Source organism: Candidatus Binataceae bacterium (assembly GCA_035308025.1).
In the GTDB taxonomy this organism is placed as follows: domain Bacteria; phylum Desulfobacterota; class Binatia; order Binatales; family Binataceae; genus JAJPHI01.
Window position 1 is genome coordinate 133,204 of the sequence record DATGHL010000008.1, and the last position, 24,884, is coordinate 158,087.

The 24,884-nt window shown below is 58.5% G+C and carries 24 protein-coding genes and 1 pseudogene; 14 read left to right on the forward strand and 11 right to left on the reverse strand.

All coding sequences use genetic code 11. From position 1 onward, the window contains the following. The first annotated feature begins 43 nt into the window (after positions 1-43). Positions 44-1,618 carry a tyrosinase family protein gene (locus VKS22_02225; GenBank protein HLW69417.1) on the forward strand — a complete coding sequence of 525 codons (1,575 nt, stop codon included), beginning with the start codon at positions 44-46 and terminating at the stop codon, positions 1,616-1,618. 421 nt (positions 1,619-2,039) lie between these two features. Here VKS22_02225 and VKS22_02230 read toward each other — a convergent pair whose 3' ends face one another. Together VKS22_02230 and VKS22_02235 are read right to left on the reverse strand one after the other, a co-directional pair. After that, on the reverse strand, positions 2,040-2,639 hold the full coding sequence (locus VKS22_02230) for a nitroreductase family protein (protein ID HLW69418.1): 600 nt from the start codon (positions 2,637-2,639) through the stop codon (positions 2,040-2,042). A gap of 221 nt (positions 2,640-2,860) precedes the next feature. After that, entirely contained in the window at positions 2,861-4,156 is a 1,296-nt protein-coding gene (locus VKS22_02235; protein HLW69419.1) for a Fic family protein, read from the reverse strand. Between the two features lie 202 nt (positions 4,157-4,358). Between VKS22_02235 and VKS22_02240 the strand changes: the two genes are divergently transcribed. Together VKS22_02240 and VKS22_02245 are read left to right on the forward strand one after the other, a co-directional pair. Next, a complete protein-coding gene (locus VKS22_02240) occupies positions 4,359-7,238 on the forward strand; it encodes an AAA domain-containing protein (GenBank protein ID HLW69420.1) in 2,880 nt (959 codons plus the stop codon). Beyond that, positions 7,165-8,349 carry an AAA domain-containing protein gene (locus VKS22_02245; protein HLW69421.1) on the forward strand — a complete coding sequence of 395 codons (1,185 nt, stop codon included), beginning with the start codon at positions 7,165-7,167 and terminating at the stop codon, positions 8,347-8,349. Before VKS22_02240 ends, VKS22_02245 begins: the two co-directional genes overlap by 74 nt. 780 nt (positions 8,350-9,129) lie before the next feature. Here VKS22_02245 and VKS22_02250 read toward each other — a convergent pair. The 7 genes from VKS22_02250 to VKS22_02280 all read right to left on the reverse strand — a co-directional run bounded on the left by VKS22_02250 (position 9,130) and on the right by VKS22_02280 (position 14,773). Beyond that, positions 9,130-10,257, reverse strand: coding sequence for an FAD-dependent monooxygenase (locus VKS22_02250; GenBank protein ID HLW69422.1), 1,128 nt, complete (start codon positions 10,255-10,257; stop codon positions 9,130-9,132). Between the two features lie 14 nt (positions 10,258-10,271). Continuing rightward, positions 10,272-11,450, reverse strand: a complete 1,179-nt coding sequence (locus tag VKS22_02255; protein ID HLW69423.1) for an acyl-CoA dehydrogenase family protein — start codon at positions 11,448-11,450, stop codon at positions 10,272-10,274. Next, entirely contained in the window at positions 11,441-12,133 is a 693-nt protein-coding gene (locus VKS22_02260; protein ID HLW69424.1) for a hypothetical protein, read from the reverse strand. The genes VKS22_02255 and VKS22_02260 overlap by 10 nt, the downstream gene beginning before the upstream one ends. Positions 12,134-12,292: 159 nt before the next feature. Continuing rightward, positions 12,293-12,955 (reverse strand): hypothetical protein, encoded by a 663-nt coding sequence (locus VKS22_02265; protein ID HLW69425.1) that lies wholly within the window; start codon positions 12,953-12,955, stop codon positions 12,293-12,295. Next, the gene (locus tag VKS22_02270) at positions 12,927-13,121 is read right to left on the reverse strand and encodes a hypothetical protein (protein ID HLW69426.1); all 195 of its coding nucleotides are present in this window, start codon (positions 13,119-13,121) and stop codon (positions 12,927-12,929) included. Before VKS22_02270 ends, VKS22_02265 begins: the two co-directional genes overlap by 29 nt. 167 nt (positions 13,122-13,288) lie before the next feature. Continuing rightward, positions 13,289-13,930, reverse strand: coding sequence for a hypothetical protein (locus tag VKS22_02275; protein HLW69427.1), 642 nt, complete (start codon positions 13,928-13,930; stop codon positions 13,289-13,291). Between the two features lie 174 nt (positions 13,931-14,104). Then, on the reverse strand, positions 14,105-14,773 hold the full coding sequence (locus tag VKS22_02280; protein ID HLW69428.1) for an amidohydrolase family protein: 669 nt from the start codon (positions 14,771-14,773) through the stop codon (positions 14,105-14,107). 276 nt (positions 14,774-15,049) lie between these two features. Between VKS22_02280 and VKS22_02285 the strand changes: the two genes are divergently transcribed. After that, entirely contained in the window at positions 15,050-15,283 is a 234-nt protein-coding gene (locus VKS22_02285) for a hypothetical protein (protein HLW69429.1), read from the forward strand. 316 nt (positions 15,284-15,599) lie between these two features. Here the strand turns inward: VKS22_02285 and VKS22_02290 are convergent, their stop codons facing one another. After that, complete coding sequence (locus tag VKS22_02290; GenBank protein ID HLW69430.1) at positions 15,600-15,890, reverse strand: hypothetical protein; 291 nt, start codon at positions 15,888-15,890, stop codon at positions 15,600-15,602. Between the two features lie 591 nt (positions 15,891-16,481). Here VKS22_02290 and VKS22_02295 point away from each other — a divergent pair. The 8 genes and pseudogenes from VKS22_02295 to mobF all read left to right on the forward strand — a co-directional run bounded on the left by VKS22_02295 (position 16,482) and on the right by mobF (position 22,146). Beyond that, the gene (locus VKS22_02295) at positions 16,482-16,781 is read left to right on the forward strand and encodes a hypothetical protein (protein HLW69431.1); all 300 of its coding nucleotides are present in this window, start codon (positions 16,482-16,484) and stop codon (positions 16,779-16,781) included. A 2-nt stretch (positions 16,782-16,783) separates the two neighbouring features. Continuing rightward, positions 16,784-17,209, forward strand: a complete 426-nt coding sequence (locus VKS22_02300) for a hypothetical protein (protein ID HLW69432.1) — start codon at positions 16,784-16,786, stop codon at positions 17,207-17,209. A 169-nt stretch (positions 17,210-17,378) separates the two neighbouring features. After that, complete coding sequence (locus tag VKS22_02305; GenBank protein ID HLW69433.1) at positions 17,379-17,729, forward strand: hypothetical protein; 351 nt, start codon at positions 17,379-17,381, stop codon at positions 17,727-17,729. Positions 17,730-18,334: 605 nt separating this feature from the next. Beyond that, the gene (locus VKS22_02310; protein HLW69434.1) at positions 18,335-18,994 is read left to right on the forward strand and encodes a type IV secretion system protein; all 660 of its coding nucleotides are present in this window, start codon (positions 18,335-18,337) and stop codon (positions 18,992-18,994) included. Positions 18,995-19,003: 9 nt separating this feature from the next. Continuing rightward, a complete protein-coding gene (locus VKS22_02315) occupies positions 19,004-19,300 on the forward strand; it encodes a hypothetical protein (GenBank protein HLW69435.1) in 297 nt (98 codons plus the stop codon). A 14-nt stretch (positions 19,301-19,314) separates the two neighbouring features. Further along, positions 19,315-19,737, forward strand: coding sequence for a hypothetical protein (locus VKS22_02320; protein ID HLW69436.1), 423 nt, complete (start codon positions 19,315-19,317; stop codon positions 19,735-19,737). Positions 19,738-20,034: 297 nt separating this feature from the next. Next, a pseudogene (locus tag VKS22_02325) lies at positions 20,035-21,071 on the forward strand (type IV secretion system DNA-binding domain-containing protein). 250 nt (positions 21,072-21,321) lie between these two features. Further along, positions 21,322-22,146, forward strand: a complete 825-nt coding sequence (gene mobF / locus VKS22_02330) for a MobF family relaxase (GenBank protein ID HLW69437.1) — start codon at positions 21,322-21,324, stop codon at positions 22,144-22,146. Positions 22,147-22,291: 145 nt separating this feature from the next. On the opposite strand, the gene VKS22_02335 is transcribed toward mobF, so the two are convergent. Then, positions 22,292-22,573, reverse strand: a complete 282-nt coding sequence (locus VKS22_02335; GenBank protein HLW69438.1) for a hypothetical protein — start codon at positions 22,571-22,573, stop codon at positions 22,292-22,294. Between the two features lie 247 nt (positions 22,574-22,820). Here VKS22_02335 and VKS22_02340 point away from each other — a divergent pair, with 247 nt between their 5' ends. Together VKS22_02340 and ssb are read left to right on the forward strand one after the other, a co-directional pair. Continuing rightward, entirely contained in the window at positions 22,821-23,048 is a 228-nt protein-coding gene (locus VKS22_02340; GenBank protein HLW69439.1) for a hypothetical protein, read from the forward strand. Between the two features lie 77 nt (positions 23,049-23,125). Continuing rightward, positions 23,126-23,485 carry a single-stranded DNA-binding protein gene (gene ssb / locus VKS22_02345; GenBank protein HLW69440.1) on the forward strand — a complete coding sequence of 120 codons (360 nt, stop codon included), beginning with the start codon at positions 23,126-23,128 and terminating at the stop codon, positions 23,483-23,485. Positions 23,486-24,884: the final 1,399 nt, after the last annotated feature.

Genomic DNA, 24,884 nt, shown 5'->3' on the forward strand with positions numbered 1-24,884 from the left:
TGGCCAGTGCGTGTGGGCCGATCGCGGTCCTCGGCCCGGGGAGATGGTAGGCGGCGACGGCAACAGCATCTGCGATTGGTCCGGCAGTTTCAGCAATCTGGGCGCCGGACAATTCCTGGAAGTTGGAGTCTACCGCGATCCGGCAGTAAACAACTGCATGCATCTCACGCATTATATTGGCATTGTGAGCCCGCCATTTTCTGCTGTGCCTGCCTTGCCGCCCTTCGTCAGGCAGAGCATTGCGACCCTCTCCGCGACTCAGATCGCCTCTTTGCGACATGGTATCCAGGTTATGATGAGCCGGCAGACTACCGATCCTACGAGCTATCGTTTTCAGGCAAATATTCACGGGACTTACGACACAACCACCACCTCGCAAGAGTCGCAGGCATGGGATCAATGCGAACATGGGAGTTTTTACTTCTTCTCGTGGCACCGTATGTACCTTTACTTTTTCGATCGTATCCTCAGGACGGCGTCCGGAGATCCAACTCTGGTTTTGCCGTACTGGAACTGGGGCGACCCGTCGCAACGCAGCCTTCCGAGCGCTTTCTGGCAGCCGAGCGACTCCACCAACTCATTGTACATTGCGCCGCCCGGTAGGCCGACGGCGCTTGACAACGGCACGGCTCAGCTTGACGCCGGGACCGTGGACTTCTCGAATGCCTTTGGCTACACGAACTTCGAATCTGCCAACGGCTCGGGGCTGAGCTTTGGGGGACAAGAAGCTTCAGCCATGCAATTCAATTTTCCTCACGGAGAACTGGAAAGTCAGCCACATGACGTCGTGCATGGGGCCTTGGGCGGACTAATGGACGACCCCGACACTGCGGCGCAGGACCCGATTTTCTGGCTTCACCACGCTAATATCGATCGGCTGTGGAATCGCTGGCTGCAACAGGGTGGTGGCCGCCAGGATCCTCTCAATGATTCAGCATGGATGAATACAACGTTCGAATTTTTCGATGAAGCGGGGCATGCCGTTGATCTAACTGGCAGCCAAATCATCGACACGGTTGGAGAGCTAAACTACCGCTACGACGACGATCCTACGACCATGGCGCAATTCCATCCAGTGCAATTCCATCCAACGCCGGTCAGTCCGCGGCTCATCCTCAAGACCTTGGCGACCAGCCAGGCCGGAGCCGCTCGAATACAACTCTCCGGCGAGCCCGTTAGCGTTTCCGTGCCCTTGCCCGAAAACGCGGTGTCGCAACTGCGCGCCTTCATCGAGCATAAGGTTGAGAACAAAATCATCCTGCAGTTGAACGACATCCAATATGAGAGAGCGCGGGGAATCTATTACGAGATATATATTGATCCGCCCAAGGGAGAGAAGGTTAATTTTCACAGTCCTTATTATGTCGGATCACTGAGTTTCTTTGCGCTAAAGCCGCATTCCATGGCAGGCCATCCAGTTGCTCCAAGGTCAAGCGTTTTCACTGAGTATGACATCTCAAAGCAGGTTCGTGACCTGAGCGCACGCGGCGCCTGGAACCCCAAGGAAATGTCGGTAATTCTCGTCCCGCGCGGCTTAGTGAGGCGTAATGGCGAGCCTTTGCCGCTGCCTGCAGGCATCGCGGGTACGCTAGGAAGAGTTACGATTGCAACTCAATGATTGGGCGCATGAGGACGTCGCTCGGCGGCAGACGAGCACCCGCCGAGTGCCCCCGGCCGGGACTCGAACCCGGACTCGCGGCAACCGCAAACGCTAGCCATCCAGAACAAAGAAACGCAAATCAAATAAGGCTTTTTCGCGATCAAGCTTTGTCGAGGCTAGTGCCGTTTTGCCCCGATTTGTGACAGCCGCTGCCAAACCCCAGCCAAACCGTTTTAGTAAGAATCGTCGCGGTAAAGAATTCGACGAAGCTGCGGCTGGCGCGCTCGCCACGACGCGACAATCGCCGGCAGCGCGTCAAGCCCGGCACGGACCAATGCCGGCGGCGGTTATCATTTCGTCGGCCAGCACGATCCTGTGATGGCCTCGACATGCATTAAGAGATTGCCCGCTGCGTAAGCGGTGATGTCGTTATATCCGGTCAATCGCTCCACTTGTCCCAGTGAATTACGCTGGCGATCGGCTTGCGTTTGACCTTGACGAAATCGTTCTGGGGCCAGCCAATGGGGATCATCACGCCGAATTTTATCTCTTTGGGGACTCCGAACAGATCGCGGAGCTCGCTTTCCATAAACATGTGGAAGGTCGTGAAGGTTGTACCCAAACCGAGCGAGCGAGCCGCCACTATCAGATTCTGCGCCGCCGGGTAGAGCGCCGACCACACAAACTGCTCAATCGGCGCGTTGGGCGGATAAGCTACCGGACCGCAGACGAAGATGATGGCCGGAACCTCATGCAACGTCTCCGCCAGATGCGTGGCGCCGGCGATCATTCGACTAGTGACCCGGCCGGTCGTTGACACTCCAACTCCCATCGCCTTAAATCGCGGCGCAAGTAGATCGCGGATTTTCCGCTTTGCTTCAGGATTGCGTACAACGATGAAGTCCCATTCTTGGCTGTTGCCGGGACTCGATGCGCGAGTGGCGGCGTAAATCACACGTTCGATCAAGTCCTGGGGCACCGGATCGGGCTTCAAGTAACGCGCCGCACTGCAGGTTTCCATCGCTTCGATTACATCCATGATCGTCTCCTATTGGATCGAGCAACTTGAATGGGTGGTGGCTCGCATAAGACATTAGTAATTGTTGGGTCGCGACGAAAAATCAACGACGCGGAGTCCAATCGAGCGCTCGTCCTTGAAACTCTCCAAGTAGAGCCTCCTGCGGAATTGGTCAAGTAGGCCTAACACGTCTCCCTGGTTTAGTTTTAGACTGGCCGCTTGGCGTTGATGTTGTTCCGTGGTCATCGTCGGCTCCCCGTATTCCGCGGAATCGTCGAAAGATCATAACTCGTGCTCCGCCCGCCGGCGGGATTGCGAACGAGAATGCCGCGATCGACGAGAGACAAAATGTCGCGCAGGGCGGTATCCTGGGAACACTTGGCAAGCTTGGCGTATTTCGATGTTGTGAGCTTACCCTCAAAGCCATCCAGCAAGCGGTTCAGTGCGAGGCGCTGGCGTACATTGATCGCGACGCCAGCGATAGCTTCCCAGAAGCGTGCCTTTGCGAGAACGGCGCTGAGAGTGGTTTGTGCACCGTTTATGGCCCGGCCCAGACAGCCGAGGAACCACTCCATCCAGGCCGTGATGTCCAAGGTTCCTTTCTGCGTTTCCTCAAGAATGTCGTAGTACGCTGCGCGCTCCTCCTGGATTTGCGCCGACATGCTGTAAAAGCGCTGGGGGCTTTTTTCAGACCGGGCGAGAGCCATATCCGCGACGGCGCGCGCAATGCGCCCATTACCATCATCGAAAGGATGGATAGTGACAAACCAAAGATGGGCCATCCCGGCTTTCAGGACCGGATCGGTGTCGGCACGGGCGTTGAACCAAGTCAGAAATGCCGCGATTTCGCTATCGAGTCGGACTGCCGCCGGCGCCTGGAAATGGACACGTTCGTTGCCGACTGGGCCAGAGACGACCTGTATCGGGCCGGTGCTGTCGTTACGCCAGGCCCCGATTCGGATTTTAGTCATGCCACTGCGCCCCGTCGGGAACAGGGAAGCATGCCAGGCAAACAGCCTTTCGACCGTCAGCGGTTGATCATACAGGCGCGTCGCATCGAGCATCATTTCAACGACGCCCTCAACATGACGGTCCGTTGGCTTGAGGGCGCCGATGTCTATGCCGAGGCGACGGGCGATCGACGACCGGACCTGCTGGGGGTCTAGCTTTTCACCCTCGATTTCGCTGCTTTTGAGGACATCGGCGGTGAGCGTTTGCAGCACCGCCTCTTGGCGTAGACTAAAGCCTAGCGCCTCCATGTGGCCGATCAGACGACCTTGGCGGTGCCTCACCTCAGCAAGAAGTTCGGCAAGACGCTGGCGGTTCCATTGGAACCGCGGCCAATCGTGAAGCTCGTGGATATACATTAACCGCAGACTCTGCGGATAATATAACCGATAATCACCGCATGGCGAAGTATTCGCCGCACGTTTTACGGCGAATACTTGGATCATCGACGCAGGTTTACGGCGTCCCCTTTCATTAAGCGCTTTGTCGTGCTGGGCCATTTCTCGTTCGCGCGTATGGTCATGTTTCACGATCTCGAAGATTCAAACTGGCCGGCTGAGATTGGGATAATAGGTAATCCAGTCATTTCGGAGCTGTTTGCAGGCGCCGGCGTTGGCACGGGAGCTTTCTTTGCCGACGAGTATCAGGTCGACGATCCGACGATTGCGGCAAAGGTCCCGCTCCTCATTACCGACGCGGATTCAATCGCAGTTCAGCGCGATAGCTGACGTAATGGACGGGAAAAATCTGGCCATCAAAGGCCCACCCGGCACAGGGAAATCCCAGACGATTACCAATATCGTCGCCGCTGCTTTGGCGCGCAGGAAGTCGGTTCTTTTCGTTGCTGAAAAAATGGCGGCCCTCAACGTCGTCAAGGATCGACTGGAGAAGGCTGAGCTCGGTCAGTTCTGTCTCGAACTTCACTCGACGAAAGCGCGCAAAAAGGAGCTTCTCGAATCTCTGGACCAACGGCTGAAGAAGCGAAGTCGGTTTGAGGGCGCCGAAGACCTCGCGCTAGCGATCATAGAATTGGAACGCAACCGCGACCAGCTTGGCGAATACGTCTCTACGATCAATCGCAAGTTTGGTGCGTCAGGCGAGACGATTCATCAGATACTGTGGTCGGAGCAGCGTACGCGAAATGATCGGGATGGCCTTCCGAAAGCGCTCGAAAAGGTCGAGTTAGCGGGTGCTCACAATCTAACGCGTCATGATCTGGCGAACCTGCGGACCAAGCTCGAGGTCTTGGCGAGCGCGTATGCCGACGTCGCGAGCTCGCGAAGGCTGGAAGAGCATCCGTGGTTTGCGATTGGCAACGCACGACTCGACTACTTCGGTCGCGAAAGCCTGATCTCCAGCTTGGGCGCGTGTCGGGAGGCGTTGAATCACCTCCAATGCCTGCTCGCCGAGCTTGGTGAAACAGTCGGGCATAAGTTTACTGCGACCGTAGAGAACGCCGAAAAGGTTAAAGAAACTCTCGCTCGGTTACCCGAACCCACAACTGATCTGAGTGCCGCGGAGCTGTATCCAAAGCTGGTTGATCCAAATATAGCCGCAGTGCTCACAGCATTTTTGGAGGATCAGGCTGACTGGCTAAACGCCGGTCGCAGGCTGGCAGAGTTGGGTCTTGAGCCAGTGGAAGCCGTTAAGGGCGAGGGCGAGTTGCGGAACCTCGCCGTCTTGGCTGCTGAAATTGCCGCAAACGGAGGAGCCGTCGGACTCAACGATGCGGTAAGCGGTCTTGAGGCACACACGATTCGTTTCGAAGAAGCTGTCACTTTGATCGACCGACTGGCAAAGGCTTTCGGTGTCTCAGAACCGATAACGCCTGTGATCGCGATCAAGCTGCTCGATGCCGCGGCGCACGCGGCAGCTCTCCCACCTGAACGCGCCGCTTTCCGTCATGCTCGGTTGGCAGAGGAGGCGGCGCCTGTGGTTCTTCGCCGTGCGCACGGACGCGCAGCCGAACTCCGTCAGAAAGTCAGCACACTCGAGGAACTCTTCGCAATTCCTCTGGACCGGCCAGCACCCGAATTACGCGGACACGCGACTTGTTTGCGGAAAGCGAAATTTCCTTCTTCCTTGTGGCGGAGCGACGTACGCACCGCGAAGCTGCGTTATCGCGAAATAAATCTTACGTCCAAGAGCCCGAAGCGCGGCGAGATGGCGGCGGATTTCGAAGCCGTTGCCGAATGCAATGAGATAGCGACGGGCTTGGCGACTGACGAGCAGCTTCGTGAGTTCTGCGGTCAGCACTTCCGCGGTCACGAAACACCCTTCGAGCATCTTGTCGAGGTAGCCGAGTTCGCGGTCACCATCCGACGTATGTTTGGCGCGGATCAGGGAATTGATCGCTCAGTCCGCGAGCTTCTTCTCGAAGGGGTAAACGAAGCGTTTTTGGAGTTGGGCGCCGCCGCTCGCGGCATGCCCCATGACAAGGTCCGGCTGCTTCTTGAGACGTTAGACCCTCAAGTCAGTCTTGATCTCCAACTGAACCGGCGCTGCGAGCTCTTACGTAAGGCGCTAGATCTCAAAGACCGCGCACTGACGCTGGGGCTCAACTCTGACACTACTCAACTCGCGATATTCCAGGAGTCGGTGGACGCCGTCGGATTGTATCGAGATGCCGAAGCGAGAATAGCTGCCAACGATCAGGCTCGAGAGCTTCTTGGAGCTTATTGGGGTGGACCGCATAGTGATCGTTCTTCGATTAATGGCGCCTTGCAAGCTTCGTCGGCGGTGGAGGTCGCAGCACTGCCAGATTTCTTGCGGCGGTACCTTTACCATGGTGATCGTGACGAACGAATCGTTGCACTGAGACAGTTACGAGAACGCCTAACTGGAGCGCTGAGCGCGGCATTGGAATCCTGGGACCAAGCCAAAGATGGCGGCCATATAGATGAAAAAAACCTTTTCGGCTCAGCGTGTCGGAGATGTGCGCTACGCGATGCCTTAGCGCGAATCGACTCCGCGCTCGCCCATACCGATCAGCTGATTGTTTGGATTACGTTCCTTGCTGCTCGTGCTCAATGTTTCGAGAGTGGGTTGGGCGACATAGTTAATGCCTTCGGCGGAAAGTCGCTAGACGCGGCTCAGCTTTCTCGCGCACTAGAGCGGGTGTATCGACGAAGCTTGGCCCGCGCAGCACTGGCCGAATATCCGGTGCTTAGTCGCATTCAAGGCTCTCAGCTCTCGAAATGCCGGAAACGCTTTCGTGAGCTGGACGAAGAGATAATCAAGCTTCAACGCAAGCAGCTCGCGACAGAGCTCAGTCGACGGCCTATAGATCCCGGTTTTAAAGGCGCAACAGCCAAGGAGCACCGCGGCCTAGCCCTTGTGTACCACGAACTCGGCAAGAAGAAGCGGCACATCCCGGTCCGCGAGTTACTTGGCCGTGCTGGCCGATCGATCCAGCAGTTGAAGCCTTGCTTTCTAATGTCTCCCCTTTCGGTGGCGCAGTTTCTGAAGCCTCATGGTCTTCGGTTCGATTTAGTCGTAATCGACGAGGCTTCCCAGATGCGTCCCGAGGAAGCTTTGGGTGCGATTGCTCGCGGCGGTCAACTGGTCGTCGTCGGCGATCCGATGCAGCTGCCGCCAACGTTTTTTTTTTGACCGTACCGACAGGATTTTGGACGACGAAATCGACGAGGAAGAGATCGTCGATAATGAGTCGATCCTGGACTTGGCGCTCGCCGAGTTTCGGTCCGCGCGTTCCCTTCGCTGGCACTACCGTTCCCGCCACGAAAGTCTTATCGCGTTCTCGAATCGCGAATTCTACGATGACCTAATCGTCTTTCCGTCGCCACTCGATCCTGATCGGCACCGGCGGGAACCAAAACTCGGCATGTATCACCACTTCGTCGGCGGCAAATACAAAGGCCGCGTGAATATCGACGAGGCGCAGAAGGTGGCGAAGGCCGCGCTCGAGTTCATGTCGAGCGAGCCAGATCGATCCCTGGGCATTGTCACGCTTAATCAGACCCAGCGCGAAATTTTGTTAGAAGAAATCGAGCGCTTGGTTGCTCGCGATCGTAATGCCGAGGAGTTCATGGAACGATGGGAAAACACCCTGGAACCCTTCTTCGTTAAAAACTTGGAAAATGTTCAGGGTGATGAGCGGGATGTCATATTCATCTCGACGGTGTATGGTCCTGATCCCGCGACGGGCATCGTCAGGAATCAGTTCGGGCCGATTAACGGGCGATTCGGGTTCCGACGCCTCAATGTTTTGTTCAGTCGCGCCAAACATCGCGTCGAAGTCTTCACGTCGATGCGACCGGATGACATCCGGCCCGATGAGAAATCCCAGCGCGGCGTTCACGTGCTGAAGTCGTATCTCGAGTATGCGGAGACCGGCAGACTCGACGTTGGCCAAGCCAGTGGGCGCGAGCCTGACTCGGAATTCGAGCAGCTCGTTCGGGATCGACTCAAGAGCCATGGTTACGAGGCAGTCTCGCAAGTCGGGGTGGCCGGTTATTTCATCGATCTAGCGGTCAAGCATCCACATCGGAGTGGCTATATTTTGGGCATCGAATGTGATGGTGCCGGTTATCATTCCAGCCGGTCGGCGCGTGACCGGGACCGTCTACGGCAACAGGTTTTCGAGCGGCTCCATTGGACAATATACAGAATTTGGTCGACCGATTGGTTTCAAAACTCCGAGGCCGAATTTCGTCGATTATCGAATCATCTCGATCAACTGGCGCGTGACGATCTCGCGTAGCGGGAAGCGAAGCGAGTCAGTGAGAGGCAAAGCTAGGTCGTTGAAGTGGCCCCATAAATCACCGCAGATTTTGCGGATAATATAGGTAATAATCGACGCTCCAGCGGGTATTCGTCGTCAATCATGCGGAGATTAAATCGTTTAATCGACGCGAGACATGAGCGTCCCTTCATTCGTCGCCGGATGCTCGCAAAGCCATAAATTCTGCACGATTGAATTGCTTCGATGGGTTAAAGACGGGGGAATTGAAAACCCGGACCCTGGAGAACCCGGTAAGAAAAGGTACATTTTCAAGGGTTTTCCGCTCCGACATATCCCGCAGAATACCGTGGTATACTGCTAGCTGTCCCCGGGGGACAGGACTGATATCGCTCGCCCGCAAGGAGCGAACCAGCTCGAACACAGGCCGATGTTTCACTGAGCGCGGCGACCACCTTCACGCCTATAACTTTCGTAGCGCACCACGAGGCTTTATTCGCACTGAACGGCGCGAGTTCGATCCCGTCGCCATTCCATATTTTTCCTCTTCTCATCAATCGCTTAATGCGATGCGAAGGACAGGGAATGATCGAGCCCGGTAGTGTCGTTACATGGACCAGCCACATCGAATAGAAATCGGTGGACCCAATTATTGCGATAACGCTTGGATGACCTTAAGGACAAAATCCCGCCCGGGGTTAGAGCCTTATTTGTGCCGCCGCTTGGCACTCAGCGCCAGCGATCTTTAATCGTGTGGCGAATTACCGGCGTCAATACCTGCTCTTCGGCGGATGAGCCGGATCATGGCGGCGGGGTGAGCCGTCCGAAACGAAACTTCATCATCTGTTCTCCTCGCTCACGCAAGCCCGCGTTGCGCATGGCAGGCGGCATGCGCAAGGCTTCCCCTGTAGCGATACTTTGCTGCTGAACCCAACCGACCCGCGATTTTCGCCGAAGAACGTAATTCTTCAGTGCGTCTTGCACCGTATCCGCCGAGCGCAGCTCTTCAGCAAGCACGTATGCGTCTTCCATAGCCATACAACCGCCCTGGCCCATCAGCGGCGAGCTGGCGTGAGCAGCGTCGCCGATCAACACCGTGCGACCGCTATACCACTCGCCAACGTCGATCCATTCCATGGCCGAGCAGATGATCTGATGGTCGTGTTCAAGAGACGCCAGATAGTCCTCCACAATTCTGCCAAATCCTGCGAAGCGGTCCCGGAGCCGTTCAAGCCGCCCCTCCACGGGATCGTGGAAACGAGGTTGCATAACGTATCCGAAGCCGTATGTGCGTCCCTCGCCTACGGGACACAGTCCGAAGAAGCATTCATCGCCGAGAACGAAGCGCAAAGCAGACAAACCTAGCGGCCGGATCGGCGCGATGCTGCGCCAATTCATTGCACCAAGATCGGCAGGCGAAGCGTTGCTTATCGCGAGTGTGCGCACAGTGGATGAGATTCCATCGGCCCCGACCACTAGATCATATTCACCGGTCGAGCCGTCGCTGAATCCTACAGATACGCAGTGACTGTCTTGGGACAAGGATGTCAGCGAGATTCCGAGCCGATGAGGCACGACGGCGGCGCGCGCCACCAGGGCTTGATGAAGTTTGCTCCGTTCGATCCCGATGAAGGGCGCCACATGGCCCCACAATACTTGCAGGTCGGTTTCGCAGAGCAGTTCTCCATGCTGGTCGCAAAAGCCCCAGCCGCGGATCACCGTACCCGCTTGCTCAACGGCCGCGCCCGTGCCGAGAACGTTGAGTATGCGCATCCCGTTCGGCTGCACTGCGATTCCTGCCCCAACGGCGGGCCAGGTCTTATCTCGCTCGACGACTTCCGTCGTAAAGCCTTTCCGATGGAAAGCGGTGGCCGCTGTGAGCCCAGCAATTCCGCCGCCGACGATCAGAATCCGTTCGATGCGAGCCATGTTCGCTTCCCCACCTAAGCGATGCCAAAGCCGGGATCTTTGCCCAAGAGAAATGCGCCGGCGCGGGTCAGCCATCCATCGGCCAAGCCGATATGCTGCGTCAGCGTATGGATATCGCGCAGATGGCGCTGGAGCGGCGATGAATCGTAGAGCGCGGTTCCGCCGCCGTGTTTGTAGCAAACATCAACGACCGTCGCCGCGCTCGCGGCTACCCACGCGCCGGTCGCCGAGCATCGAACCTGCTCCGCCAGAGTTGGCATGCGACCGGCGCTGGCCTCGGCCCAGAAAGCTTCGGCTTCGCTTCTTAACAGGGCGCGGGCCGCTCTCAGCGCAATCTCTGCGCGCGCCAGAGAGTGCTGAAATACCGGGGTGTCGGCCAATGCTGTGGCTGCGAAAAGACGACGCTTTTGACTGCCGGCAAGCGCGATGATGTCGTCGACCGCATGCTGCGCGATGCCCACACCGACCGACGCCATATGCAAGGAAAACTGGGAAGTCGCAGCGATATAGAGCGGGCCCGGCACCGACGAAACTCCAGAGAAGCGATCAAAAGTGTCATCGTGCGCGACCCGAATCCTCTCAACAGCTATGTCGTTGCTGCCCGTTCCGCGCAGACCGGAAGCAAACCAGGTATCGAGAATCTGCGCCTGCTCGGTGCGGAAGATCACAAACCGGGTTTCTGGCAGGTCAGGCGCGGGACCGGGACGCGGCCTACCGTTTTCTGTCACTACGCAGTTGGCGAGCAGCCACTTGCTGTGCAGGCAGCCGCTCGCGAACGGCCAGCGGCCAGTGACCTCGAAGCCGCCGTCAATAACCTGGGCCTCACCGCGTGGAGTGAATGAGCCTGCGCCCATCAGGTCGGGTCCGTTCGCATAAAGCGAGTCGAAACGGCGGCGCGGGAGCAACGCCAGCAGCATTACCGCCTCAGCCCCGATCATCGCGGTCCAACCGGCGGAGCCGTCGGCTCGGCCGAGCGCTTCGAGAATCTCCAGGCTTGAAGGCAGCTCAATCTCTAATCCGCCGTGGCTGCGCGGAACCAACATTCGGAAGCATCCGGCGGCGACTAGCTCGCGCAGCAGATCGTCAGGCAGTTCGCGGGCGCTTTCAATTTCAGCGGCGCGCGCTGTGATAGTTGGCGCCAGGTCGTGAATTGTGGCGAGCAACTTTTGTGCGTCCATATTAGCTATCGACATGTCCGGAGTCCTCCCCATACCGCGAAAGCGAGCATCCAGGTCGCGGTGAGTCCCGCGCCGAGCAGGAGATTCATCGCGCCACCCGGCTCAGTGAAGCCCGCGGTGCCAAAGATTGTGATCGTCTCGACCGCCTGTTCGGCAAAGGCGATCGCGCCCAGCACACCGAGCCATCGAGGTAGTTCTTGTCCGCGCAGGGCCAGTAACGTGACCGGCGCGATCATCGTAATTGTCGCACCAGTCAGAACCGGCCCCCAGAACAGCGCCACGTCCAGCACCGTGCTCGCCGTCGCCGCTTCGAGACGGTCGGCATGGAGCGCAAGACCGCCCCACGTCCACGCCTGCACCGCGTACGTAATCACGAAGGCAATCGCGCCAATCAAAAACACGTCGCGATGCGGCGAGGGAAGTAGACGCCGCAACAGCGCAAACATCACGGCAAACGGCGGGATGCTGACGGTGGCCGCCCAGACGGCCCAGCGAGCGTCCTCGCGATGCTGTCGGAACCACGTAACGACCTGCTCACCAGTGTCCGATGCGCTGGGCGGAGTTCCCAGCGCGATCACGCCGACTGCGTACAGGATCAACACTGCCAGCGCCGCGCCGAGCAGTGTTCGAGATTCGGCGCGCGTGAGGCCTTCGCGGGAAGGGAATGTCTCAGAGATTTGCGATTTTGCTTTCTGCATTTCGGATTCTCCGATCGCGCTCATCGACTCCATGATGCTGCACGTGACGATCTTGAGATTAGGAGTCTCATCGAAGGTCACTCCTTCGGATTCTCTGAGTTCGCACAGATGTAGTAGATGCGGTCCAAGAGCGCCATCCATTCAGTATCCGATAATGGGTCAGCGGGTATTTTGAAATCGATCTTTTGTCTTTTTAGATCGGAGATGAAAATAGTCATTACGCGATCCAGAATCGAGCAGTTCGGATTGCGGTTCGGAATCGCGAATCGCTTTCCACACCAGCGAGAGCCGAATAGCAGTAGGCGGGTAGGTTGCGCGGGTCTCGCCGTTCTCGACAATTTCCCAGGCCCCGCCGCTCCAGTGGATTTCCGCAGCAGATGTCATGCGCGGAGGGCGCGCATCGGGCGCGCCAACGTGACCGATGCGATGATAAATCTGGTCGTTGTCCGACATGAGCGCCACATTGCGAAAAGGCGGGCATTCGGTGCGCATCGGACGTTCGTGCCCATCGGGCCAGTATTCAAAGTTGCCGCCCGGCCCGTCATACAACCACGCGACGGCGCCGGCCTGTATAACTCTCCAATTCTCGAAGAGCGCGGACTGCCCCATGCACATGAGAAAGGCCAGCGGGTACTGATCACGCGTCGCGCCACTGAACGTGGGAACGTCCACATGAGTAAGACCCGCAGGCATTGGGGCATTCACATTGACGACAACAAATGTGGGACGCACGCTCGAGCCGCCGAAGAACGTGCGCGCCGCGTCGATGAATCGCGGGTTATGCAGAATGTTCTCAGCACCTGCCCACGAGCGGCTCACCATTCGTTGCCCAGTTGCCTCGGAACCACGGAAGAAAGGAATCCTGCGCCTTGATCGGAAGGTAGCCCGCCATTGTTCGATACGGCGCGTTGCGCTCGAACATTTCGCGCACGAATTCCGGATCGTCAAACGCTGGCTCGATGCGAATTATTTTTGAAATGGTCGGCATGGCTTGCTCTTCCTTCAGTCTTACAGTGATTAGAGAATCAACTGTTTGATTTTCCGCGGTGGGGCCTGGCGCAACTGCCTAACTCTGTACACCTCTTACTTCTCGGGTCGCCTACGCCCTTGCCGCGAGCGAGTCAAGCTCGCGGCAAGGCTGCTACCCGCCTGGCGTTACGGAGTGAAACCCGACAAGGGCCCGGCTGTATCAGGGAAGTTCGAGGTGTTTAGCACTTGGATGCCGGCGTTGTGGACGCCGTTGAAGGGCGTCACCGTGTTGGGGCAGCCGGCATTCTGTGCATCAGTGGCTGAGTTGAACCACATTCCCAAGTGATATGTCTGCACCGGTCCCGGCGTCACCCCATCAGGGCCGAGGGTTTCGGGATTTTGCAGGGCGTCAGGGAACGGCGGGTCAGGAAACGTCTGGGGAGCGTCGGCCACACCAAACCCAATTATGAAGGTCTCGATTTGGAAGCGCCCGATGAAGGTCTGCGAGCCTTTGCCTTTGCCATTAGTCTCAAGGTCCCCTTGATACCAAGCCAGACCGAAGGGTTTGTTCGGTACCTGAATCACGAAGAAATCGAAATCGGTCTTGGGCGGCAGCCCACTCGCTTTGACAACCATCTTCTCCACCGAGGCCTTGCGTAGAGAACTTAAGGTGACGGTCGCTGTCGCGTTCGGCAGGCAAGTTGCCGCACCGGACGAGACCACCATGTTAAAGGAGAGACTATCGGCGGCTACAGCGTGCGTTGCGCTGCCTGTCGTGAGAACCAGTCCGCAGATGAGTGCCATTGTTCCAAGAATGCGCTTTGCCATTTTGAGCAAATCCTCTTTCGGGTTAAGCGCCGCCCCCGAACTGGCGCATAGTTAAAACCGCAAACGATGAATAGGAAAGGCGCGAATACGCGGGCGGCGATCGCGCAAGCCGGTCGATCACAGATTCCTTCTCCGATGAATTCAAGGTATTGCGCACGCCAAATCGCCCAAGCTTCAGAGATGAAGCAGCCGGCTTGCGTTTTGCCACATGACCTTCGCCTCATCGTCAGCCGAAAAGCCGACGAGCGCCTTCTTCATCCCGGCGACGCTCTCAGGCCACGGCGTGTCCGGATGGGGATAGTCGGAGCTGAACAGGATGCGTTCGGCGCCCCAGCGCTTGATCACCTCGCCAATGAGCGAGTCTTCTGACTCGACCGCCCAATGAAAATGCTCTAGATAATCCAGCGGATGTTTCTTCGCTCCGCCCAGATGCACGCGCGAACCATAGAGCAGCTCGCCGAACTCGCGACCCTCCTCCAAGCGGTCGAAGAGATAAGGCGCGTAGCCGACGTTGCCCTCCTCCAAAATGAACTTGAGGTTGGGAAGGCGATCGAGCAGGCCGCTGTAAATGATCCGCGCGATCGCGATCATGTGCTCGAAGGGATGAGTCAACATCCACCAAACCGGGTAGTCCGCCGTAAACGGACCGCGCTCCGACCATCCGGTGCGATCACCCGCGGCCGGATAGCTTTGAAACGGACTGAGCCCGTCCGAATGGATAATGATCGGGACGTTCAACTCGTTGATGCGGGCGAAGAAGGGCAGGAACTCCGGCTTATCCAGGTTCCGGCCGCGCACATTGGCGCCGATTACGACCGTCGGCATATGCAGTTCCTTTACCATCAGGGGCGGCTACGCGATTCCGGTGGAGTCGGAGTTGGGGCAGTCGGCGTCTATTGAGCGAATGGGCGCATTTGGCGCTCCTGCTCGAGGGGGGCGCCTTGTCGTCCTAACGGCGGGCGGCTTTGCCCACCTGTGGTTCGTACCAACTTCCGCCAAAAGGCTTGCAGAGGAGCATGTTTAAAGTCAAGCGAAGCATGAGAGCGAGGGAGAGCTACGCAGAGTGGCGACTGCCCCGAAGGGTACCTGAGCGAAGCAGTGCCAGGGGATGAGGTTTTGTTGCCTGCACAGTTCTACGGCGCACGCCGGGGCAGTGCGGCGGTGGAACCGGTGAAGCGTCTGATGATGGCAGTACTCGTCGACGCAATACGCTGCTACCAAAGAAATTTCGCAACGGTGACGCTACGCAAACGGCGGGAGTTTATGGAAGTGCAGGATTGGCTGTTCAAAGACAGGAACGACGGCCTCTTTTCGTTTGATCCGCAATCACCGCGAAGCGCGGATGGTTCGTGAAGACGTTCAACTGCCATCCGATCCAGCCGAGCCGGGTCGCCGGTCTCGCCGTCGGGAATCCGCCGGAGGCAAGTTCCCAAAATCGATACTGCCGTGCGGAACACTTGCTCCGCGCTGTCAAGCGGGACGCTGCCGACGAGCAGCACTTGGCGCGCAGCCTCGCTCGTCGCTGCGCCCGCCATAGTAACTATCCTCTCTTTCGTCCCCAAGCCTGAAAATGCAGATACGACGTGACGAGAGTCGTTGAATTTTCAAGGTGGCGTTCAAGCCGGGCGGTCGAGTCGGCGAACTCAGTCTCGGAAAATGAAATCTTGGGCTATATACCGCTCACGGAGGTTGCGAGCGAATTGTAAAAAAGTGTTCGGTTCGGATGTCCGGGCGGAAAGTCGTGGATCAAAGACTTGACCTGAACATCCATAAGGCCAGCGGCGCGCAGGATGCGCGGCACCGGCCTGCCGATGTATAGATCGATCCCGTTCGCCGCTGCATAGGCCTCTAACACCTTCCGCAGCCGGTCGAAGGCGAGAAGGGGCGGATCCGTAATGTGGCCAGCCAAGTCGGCTTCGTGAAGCGCCACCGCACCCCCGGGCTTCACCAATGCCACCATCTCCGCGACACTTTTTCCGGCGCTGGTATGTTGACGAGGACGAGACGCGCCGTTGCTAGATCGAAGGACTCACGGGGCAAACCAGTATTTTTGGCGTTTCCTTGGCGCACCTCCACATTGGTTATCCCATGGTCCACAAGAAAGCGGCGCGCCGTAGCGACCGGCCTCCCTGTCCATCTCGACGCCGATGACTGAACCATTTGGTCCGACTCGGCGCGACAGCAAGTCGAGGCATCCCTGGGGACCGCAGCCAATGTCCACGACGCGAGCGCCAGCCGGGACGCCAATTTGATCGAACAACCAATTCGAGTCGTTGGCGAGTTCCTCAGCTTGCCTCCGGAGTCGCTCCTGTTCGGCCGCGCTCTAGCCTAGAAGGTATTGATCGACCTTCTCCATCTCAGGGGACCATGACACAGTCAGGCTGCGTCGAACAAATCACTTAAATTGATAGTTCGCAAGCGCGGCGCTTTCATGGCTGGCATTGTCGCGCCGCGACGTGAATGACCACCCAGCGGTTTCCTGTCCATTGCTTGCAAACCAAGCGCCGCTCGCCGGTTTGCACTCCATAGCCGCCCGCATCAGGCGCCACCGGTGCTCACGCGGCTCTTTGCGCTTTGGTTGGGCAAGTTGCTCGACGAGCGTGAAGCCGCCGACCTAACCGAAGCGCTGACGATCGCCAAGGGAGCCGGCGTGCGCACCATGACGGCGCTTCGCTATCTGCTCCACATCCCACGCCTGCGCGAGATCATGGGCAACTATGCGGACGGCGGCCAGTTGGCGCACATTTTCGATGGCGAGCCAGTCGCAGGACAGCGTCCCACGCTGACTACCTACGAAATGCGTCATCTCGACGCGCTCGGCGAGCACGCGACCGCCCGGCCACGGAGTTGATCGTGCATGACGCGGAAACGGGCCTTGGGGCTGATCCGACCTTCGCGCTGATTGACGAGGCCAAGTGGATATTGGCGTCGCCCATCTCCCTGCCATGGATCGACCGCGCACTCCGCACGTTCGGCCGTGCCAACGGCGCACTGATTCTGTGTACGCAGTCGCTCGCCGAGATTGACAACAACGAGGCGCAGACGATGTTGGAATCGACCGCGATCAAGACCTTCCTGCCGAACCACGCGGCTAAAGGCGAGCAAGTGCGCCAGCTCTACGGCGAACTTGGGCTCAATGAAAAGCAGATAGAGATTGTCGCGAATGGCGTTCCGCCCGCGATTATCTGTGCGTCAGCGAGTCGGGCTCGCGACTGTTTAGCCTCAATCTGGGCCCAATCGCGCGGGCGCTCTGCGCCGCCACCGGCAGCGACGACGTAACGCTCGCCCGCCGCGTCCTCGAAGAATCAGGGCAGGACGGCTTTCTCGACGCGTGGCTCGCAGCTAAGGGTCTCGGCCCGGCACCAGAGCCGCGTTCCGCGCGGGGCTCAATGCGTGCGGCGGAAATGATTCACAGCAACGGGAGGGTGGGATTATTAAGCATCGTGATTTGTTCGCCGCGACACTACTCGCCTTGGCGCTCGCGGCCAAGCCGGCGCGGGCGCAGCTCGTGGTGTCGGACGGTCCGGTCGAGGGGAACACCACCGCCATTGCCTGCACGCTGACGGGCATCTCAACCCAACAAATGCCTGCGATGATCGTGCAGGTCACCATCACCACGCAGTCACTTACGACGCCGGGCGGCGCTGGTCGCTTTCAGTCGCAACTCAGTTACCTCAACTCATTGATGCAGACGATGGGGAGCGGCGTGGACAGCGCACAAGCTTTCGCCGCTAGCTATCCCGGCTGGGTCAATTTCGGGGCGAACGCAGCGGCGATAGCGGCGCAGGTCACCAACTAGACTCTCACCACCTATGCCGACGCAATTTCAGTCGCGCAGGCGCAGGGCGCCAGCTTCAGCGCTGAAGACACACATTTTCAGGCGCTCGAAGCTTGTAACGCGGCGAGCGTGAGCGTCCTCCAGGCGATTCAGTGCGGCAATGAAATCAATCTCGCGGCGGCCCAGCAGACCCAGGTACTAGGGCAGCTTGAGATCACCCAAATCCATGATTGAGGCCGTGAATTATGGCGAAACTCTTAACGAAAATTCCCAGCTTGGAGCGAATGCGCAAGCCTACTTTATAGGTGACGTACAGCAATGAAGGAGGTTTTCAAATGACAACTCCGATCATAATTTTCCTGCGCTTCATGTGGCGCTTTCGGGGCCTATTAGCAATCGCATTTTTGATTATCCTAGGCCACATGGCTCAACGACGCGATTCGCGCTTGGGACAACTGGCGCCAGCCGCAAGTCTATTGCGATGACGACCACCTGATTCGATACATCCCGGCAGAGCAGTGTGGCGGTTTTTCTTCGTGTGACCGCCGCTTCGATCGAGGCGATACTTCCTGCCCAGGCGGCCCACCCTTTGTGTTGCGGACTCCGACAGAGAATGGGTGGTAAAAATGACGCTCCAATTTCAATTCCTAAACAACGCGCTCAGCGACTACGAAACCGCAATTCAAGGCGTCTGGGCGCCCGTGCTCCAGGCGCAAGGCATTCAAATCCTGCTCGCAGTCGGGGCTATAGCGTTCGCCGTGTATACCATCCAGCTGCTCGCCACCCACGATCTGCCGACCTTCATCCTCGGCTTCGGCTACACGATCGTCTCGCTCTCCGTACTCCATGCGGTCTTTCTCTACGGACAGGACTTAGCCATCGATCTGCTGAACGGATTTCTTGGCTGGGGGCAACAGGTCAGCGGCCAATCCCCTGAGACGCTCACGCCCTCGGGTGTGATGGAGCAGGGGCTACAACTCATGCGGATTTTCTGGAGCGCCGCTGGGAAGGCTTCGTCGTGGGTCGCACCTATGTCAGCGATTGAAGACTTGCTTTGCAGCATTGTAATCGTCGCAACCTTTGCCGTTGCGTCCATCATTTATCTGCTTGCCCTGATGGAAGTCTGGGCGTTGATCATCGGTGCCTCGGTACTGCTCGCTTTCGCGCCGCTGCCTTGGACTTGGAGCATTTTTCCGGGCTGGGGGCTTAGAGTCCTGGCCTCCTGCGTGAAGACGTTCTTTTTGCTTGCGGTTATTGCGCTGGGAATGACCGAAGCAAGTGGTTGAACTGTTTCTATGGCGGCTACGTCGGGAAGCATCCCAGAGAATGTCAGCCTAATGATGCAAGCCGTTGTGGAATCTCTATTGTTCGTCGGCCTCGTCTATTACATCCCACGCCTCATGGCGAGTTTGATCACCGGCGGCGCCGGTGCCGCAATGACCGCCGGCGAGACCATTCTGGCCGGAATGGTCGCGGAGGCTGCCAGCCAGACGGCGAGCGGCAGCAAAGCAATCGGCGGCGCTGCTGCCAACGCCGCCGCTGATGGCGCCGCCAACGCGCTCAAGAAAGTTCACGCGATGTTGATGAGGTGACGACGATGACTACCATGCGGTTTGAAGATCGCCTGCTGCGCACTATCAACCGGCGGCTTTTCTACCTCGGTGTCACCGCTTCCGCCGTCATTATTGGCCTGACCATCGCCGTGACAATCCTTGCGCTCAAGCGCGTGCCGCCCTATGTGGTCGCACTCGATCAGGGTCGTATCGTCGGTTACGCGCACCTCTTCACTGCCAACGACGAACTGGCTCCGATGGTGATCGAGAACCAGCTGCGCCAGTTCATCTACGACGCGCGCGTGGTGAGCGGCAACGACGCCATGCAGGACCATAACATCCACGCGGTCTACGCGATCGCGCGGCCAGGCCTACAAATTCCTCGATGCGTATTACCACGCCGCGCCCGACAACGATCCGGTCAAGCTCGGCCAGCGCGGTGCCGTGTGGCTCAAAGGACCGGCGATGTACCGTGACAGTTTTTACATTTCGTACTGGCACATCGCGACCGGCCTGGGCGGCTACTACGGGTTCGGCACTGACCTCTTTCCACTCAGCATCGCGGTCGCTGTTATCGCCTGGCGCATCAAACGCGAGCCCGACAGCAAGGCGCATCTGCGTGGACTGCGGCTGCTCGCTCCGAGGCAGCACAACCGGGCGCTGCGACCCTACCTCAGTCGAGTGATCGCTTTCGTCAGGAACCCGTCCGGCCGATCGGGATCAAGCTTGGGGCGAGCGTCATCCGGGCGAGCAAGGAATGCGAGCACATCCTCATTACGGGTTCGCCCGGCTCGGGCAAGACCACCGCCATGCGCCACCTTCTCCGGCAAGTCGAGTAGCGCAAGAGCAGGCGATCGTGATCGATCTGGAAGCCGAGTTCGTGCAGGAGTTTTACAGCGAAGAACGCGGCGACGTGATCCTGAATCCACTGGACGAGCGCTGTACCTTCTGGTCTCCATGGCTCGAAATTCGTGACGACAGCTACGTGATGGACGCCGAGGCGCTGACCGCGTCGCTAGTGCGCGTCTCCGCCCGGACGGCCAACGAAATCTTTTTTCGCGACTCGGGGCGCACTCTCGCCACGAGCATCTTTGAAGTCCTCGCCGACGATCCGGACATTCGGCTGTTATCTGACTTCCTCGCGCTACCACGTGAGGAATTGCACGCGCGGCTCGCCGGCACCCGCGCCTACGCGATCGTCGATCCGCAGGCCCACGACCAGGGTGCCGGGATCGTGGCGACGGTCGCGAACGCGCTCAAGGCGTGTTACCACTTGCCACCGCTGGAGCAAACGACGCGAAGCTGGAGCGCGCGCGAATGGGCCCAGAGGCGAGAGGGCTGGGTCTTCCTCCCATGTAAAGAAGACATCCGCGAAGCAATCGAACCGCTGCAGGACCTTTGGCTGGACTGCCTCGTGCGCTGGCTGATGAGCGCGCAGATTGGCAGCGAGCAAGTCTGGATTGTCGCCGACGAATTGCCGGCCTTCGGGTATCAGCCCCAGATCGAAAAGCTCGTCACGCGCGGACGCAAGCGCGGCCTCGCGGTGGTGATCGGCTTTCAGAATGTGGCGCAGACTCGGGCCATTTATGGCCGCGATGGCGCGATCACCCTGACGAGCTCGCCAACCACCAAGCTGATCATGCGCTCGGACGAACCCGAGATGGCGCGGTGGGGTTCCGATCTGATCGGTTCGCACGAAACCGAGCGGCTCCAGATGACGCAGCTTGCCGGGCTTTCGACCTATCGCGAGGGCGTCAACCTGAGCCCGCACCGCAGCGTCGAGCACCTGGTCCTGCCGGCCGAGATTCAGCAGTTGCGGCCCTTCCATGGCTATCTCTGCATTGCCGGCGAGCACCGCACCACAGTCCGCATTCCCGAACTGCACCTGACGAGACGGCAGCCGGACTTCATCCCACGGGGGCGATCGCCGGCGCGCCCAGTCAAGCCACTCAGAGTCGACCCGGATGATCAGAGTGACGCGACCCTGACGGCGCGCTTGCTCGGGCGCTCGGCACGACCGGAGCTAAGGCCTAATCATGGTCAGCTTTTCGGACGGCGCGATGACGATCGAACAGGCGGGCTCCTATTACCGCGTCCATTACAGCGCGGCGGGTTATTACGCCGGGACCGAGCAGCGCATCATCGGCCACGCGGTCGGCCGCGGGGTGCAATTTCTCGCACTCTCCGACCTTACCGCCGAGCAATTCGAGGCCCTCCGGCGCGGCCACGACCCAACTACCCAAGCTGAACTGCGGATCAAGGCGACGCACGGCGATACCGAGCGGGCGAACTGGGATTGCACCCTCTCGCCGCCGAAGTCGATCAGCATCCAGGCTCTCGTTTGCGGCGACGAACGGCTTCTGCAGGTCGACCGTGAAGCGGCATTATACGCGATCCGCGAAGTCGAGACATGCGCATTGGCGCGCCACCACGGCGGAAAAGAGTGGGCCGAGACGGGCAATGTCGTCGCGATCATGTTCGAGCATTACGACTCACGCGAGTCGATCCACGGCGAGCACGGGCCGATGCCTCAGCTGCATCACCACATCTTCATCGCGAACATGACGCGGCTCGCCAGTTACGAGTGGCGCAGCCTGGACCCGCAGCAGATCTATAAGGCGCGCCGCTTCATCGACGCGATCTACATGGCCGAACTTGCCAAACGGGTCCAGCAACTCGGCTACGACATCGTTCGAAAAGTTGATGGCTCGTTCGAACTGGCGGGCTTTAACCGTCGGCAAATCGAAGCCTTCTCGGAACGCGCCATGGATATCGAACGGACCAAGCAGGCGCGCGGCATCAGCAACCCGAGTATCGCGCGCGATATCGTACTGGAAACGCGCAAGCCCAAGCGTGACTGCGATCCGGGTGGCGCTGAAGGCTGAACGCGAAGCGCTCGCGCGACAACAGGGAATTGACCTTAACTACCGCCCGTCGTCTCTCCAGCTCAAGCCAGCCCAGGCCCTTACGAGCCCAACGACCGATGCACACACGCGCGAGTCATTGGACTACGCCGATCGTCACCTCAGCTCACGCTACGCCGTCATCGATCATCGCGAGCTGGTTACTGCCGCCCTGCGGCACGGCGTCGGCGCGATCGATCTGAACCATGTTCGCGCCGAAATTGACGCGCGGCAGAAGGCCGGTCAGCTGATCGCCGCCGGTCACTCCTACCTTCACCCGCTCGATACCTACACCAGCCCGCGGATGGTGAGCCTCGCACGGGAAAATCTCCGGCTGGTCCATAAGCATATACACCAGGGTCATCCGATCGCCGGTATCAAAGTCCGTTTCAACCAGCCGCGAGCGCAATCGCTGGGTCGGCACTGAGTATTACGGTGGCCGAGGCGCTCCACTGCAAACGCGCCATCGCGAAGCGAACGCGCGAGAGCGCTTGGCACGCCCGCAGCGTTACGCGCGTCGGCATCTCAGAAATTAGGTGCGGGCCCCTCATGGTGGGGTAAAGGAGCCGCCCACGAAAATGGCTCGCAAGGGGACCCCAGCGAAATCGCAGATGCCCTGCCGCAAGGGCGGAGGCGAGCAGGAGGGAGTAGCAGCAATGCACAACAACAACTGTCTGCGTTGTGGGCGCAAAGTTCGGCCTGAGGAGAACTGGGTGAAAGTCCATTTGTGGGCGAGCAACGCGGTGTTCGACTGGGGCTGCTTCATCGCGCTGTTGAAGTCGCACGGTCCGGAAGCCGCGGAACAGGTGGCTTGGCAGGGTGACGGCCACGCGCCGCCGATGTCAGCGGCGGTCAGTAATGGTGTTCGAAGTTCAACTAAGTAGCTAGTACGGCACAGTGTGTCAGAAGTGAGCAATAGGAGGAATTACCATGTCTTTGAATCGCGCAACGCTTATTGGGTATGTCGGCCATAATCTCGAAGAACTGCGATATTACCGAGTGGGCAGCCGCTCGCGGCTTCTCGGTCGCGACCAACGACAGCTTCACCGACAAGAACGGGCAGAAACAGGAGCGCGTGGACTGCCACCAGGTAGTCGTCTACGGGAGGCTGGCCTTGATTTGCAAGGAGTATTTGGCCAAAGGGCGCCACGTCTACGTCGAAGGACGTTTGTGCACCAGGGAATACGAAGCCAGAGACAACAACGGGAAACGTTATCGCACCGAGATTATCGCGCAGGGGATGCAGTTCCTTGGGGCGCGACCCGAAGTGACAGCTGGTGGTGATGCTACCATCGCCGGAGAAGACGAGGCTACCTTTTGAATGAAGGTGATCGGCATAGGGGGTAGAGGCACACCGCTGCTTCCCTCCACACCATGGGACATGCGGGCCTGCTCCGTCGGTTCTGAAGGTTGAGGCTAATTGGTGAGGCGCGCCCTGGCGATCCGGTCGTAGTAGTTGGTAGTGAGCCCAAACTGCACGAATTTCCCGGCGGAGTTGTCAAGAATTTCGTGTGTGAGCAGTTAGTAGTGAACGATTACTGCTTAACACAGCAGTCGCGCAACGCGACTGCCTAACCACCTCGGAGACACAGCAGCCGTCCTATCTTCGCGGGGCAGGTTATTTTGTGACGAATTCTACGGCGATTTTGCGGCTTTCGGGGGCAGGCCATATGCCACATACGTGCCGGCGCCAAGAGGCGCCCGCTAGGAAATTGTACATGAGGCCCTTTCATCGTTGCGTAAAATTTCTCACTCAGATCGCACAATTTATTCTATCTTTTGAACACATCTCTCTTGATCGCGCCGGTTCCAGTTTCGGGTTAAGGACAAGGACAAGGCTTTGACTGCCACGAAGCAAATCAGGCTAAAGATGCGCTTAGGAGCATATTGTGGGAGCCTCGCATCCGTGCAAGGAAGGAGCTGAAAACTCATGGCCGACAAAGCGGTCGACGGAGAACTCACCGCTTTCGCTTGATGAATTTCTCAAAACACAGAAATTGCCAACGTTCATCGCGACGATTGAAGAGGTTGCCAATCGTCCAGACCCGACCTTGTGAAGATCACCCCTTGGGCTCCCAATTCCGGCTGCCTATGCCATGCTTCAATCGAAATTCCCAAAGAGGTGGTTGCGACCGTGAAGCCCACTGAAGACACGCACAATTGCTGTGGCCACTTCTTGAGGGTTTGTGAGATTCAATTCAAGGCTGGCGCGAGGATCGCCCTTGAAAACGTGTTCGCCCAAATTATGCAATCGATCGGCCGGGTAGGTGCCGCCCTGCCATTCCCTTTTCCGGTTCCAACCGTGACAACTCGCTAAACATTCCTTTTAGCGACCGAGACACCGGTTGCACAACCAGTGTGCACTCAGACGGCGTGATGAGTATCGTGAAGAGCAGATGTTGCGGGTACGATCCCTTTATCGGTCGTGGCTGTCAATTGCTCTATACCGTGATCTACCGCGTGCCAGGAGAATAAGCGCCGGAGCAGTTCTTAGCGGACAGAAACAGTGCTTGAAAAATAGGCGCGAGAATTGCCTTTTGGCCACGTATCTGACTACATCGAAAGTGGCCGGGGCGTCCCGGGTAGTGTCGGTCAAGTGGTGGAAAAGCAGTAAGCATCGGCCAGGCGACGAGTTGAGCGGTTGAAGTATCAACTTGCTATTACGCTGCCTCCGGTTGTTCGCTGATTGTGGTCAGGTCGTGCCAGCCGACGAGGCGGCG

Bases quoted from the DNA above. Each gene is read 5' to 3' on its own strand.
- VKS22_02315 (HLW69435.1), top strand. From the start codon at position 19,004: ATGGCGGCTACGTCGGGAAGCATCCCAGAGAATGTCAGCCTAATGATG.
- VKS22_02225 (HLW69417.1), top strand. From the start codon at position 44: ATGGTAGGCGGCGACGGCAACAGCATCTGCGATTGGTCCGGCAGTTTC.
- mobF (HLW69437.1), top strand. From the start codon at position 21,322: ATGACGATCGAACAGGCGGGCTCCTATTACCGCGTCCATTACAGCGCG.
- VKS22_02290 (HLW69430.1), bottom strand. From the start codon at position 15,890: ATGGTGGCATTGGTGAAGCCCGGGGGTGCGGTGGCGCTTCACGAAGCC.
- VKS22_02320 (HLW69436.1), top strand. From the start codon at position 19,315: ATGCGGTTTGAAGATCGCCTGCTGCGCACTATCAACCGGCGGCTTTTC.
- VKS22_02280 (HLW69428.1), bottom strand. From the start codon at position 14,773: ATGGTAAAGGAACTGCATATGCCGACGGTCGTAATCGGCGCCAATGTG.
- VKS22_02310 (HLW69434.1), top strand. From the start codon at position 18,335: ATGACGCTCCAATTTCAATTCCTAAACAACGCGCTCAGCGACTACGAA.
- VKS22_02270 (HLW69426.1), bottom strand. From the start codon at position 13,121: ATGCCGACCATTTCAAAAATAATTCGCATCGAGCCAGCGTTTGACGAT.
- VKS22_02250 (HLW69422.1), bottom strand. From the start codon at position 10,257: ATGGCTCGCATCGAACGGATTCTGATCGTCGGCGGCGGAATTGCTGGG.
- VKS22_02275 (HLW69427.1), bottom strand. From the start codon at position 13,930: ATGGCAAAGCGCATTCTTGGAACAATGGCACTCATCTGCGGACTGGTT.
- VKS22_02340 (HLW69439.1), top strand. From the start codon at position 22,821: ATGCACAACAACAACTGTCTGCGTTGTGGGCGCAAAGTTCGGCCTGAG.
- VKS22_02230 (HLW69418.1), bottom strand. From the start codon at position 2,639: ATGGATGTAATCGAAGCGATGGAAACCTGCAGTGCGGCGCGTTACTTG.
- VKS22_02255 (HLW69423.1), bottom strand. From the start codon at position 11,450: ATGTCGATAGCTAATATGGACGCACAAAAGTTGCTCGCCACAATTCAC.
- ssb (HLW69440.1), top strand. From the start codon at position 23,126: ATGTCGGCCATAATCTCGAAGAACTGCGATATTACCGAGTGGGCAGCC.
- VKS22_02260 (HLW69424.1), bottom strand. From the start codon at position 12,133: ATGCAGAAAGCAAAATCGCAAATCTCTGAGACATTCCCTTCCCGCGAA.
- VKS22_02240 (HLW69420.1), top strand. From the start codon at position 4,359: ATGGACGGGAAAAATCTGGCCATCAAAGGCCCACCCGGCACAGGGAAA.
- VKS22_02265 (HLW69425.1), bottom strand. From the start codon at position 12,955: ATGGTGAGCCGCTCGTGGGCAGGTGCTGAGAACATTCTGCATAACCCG.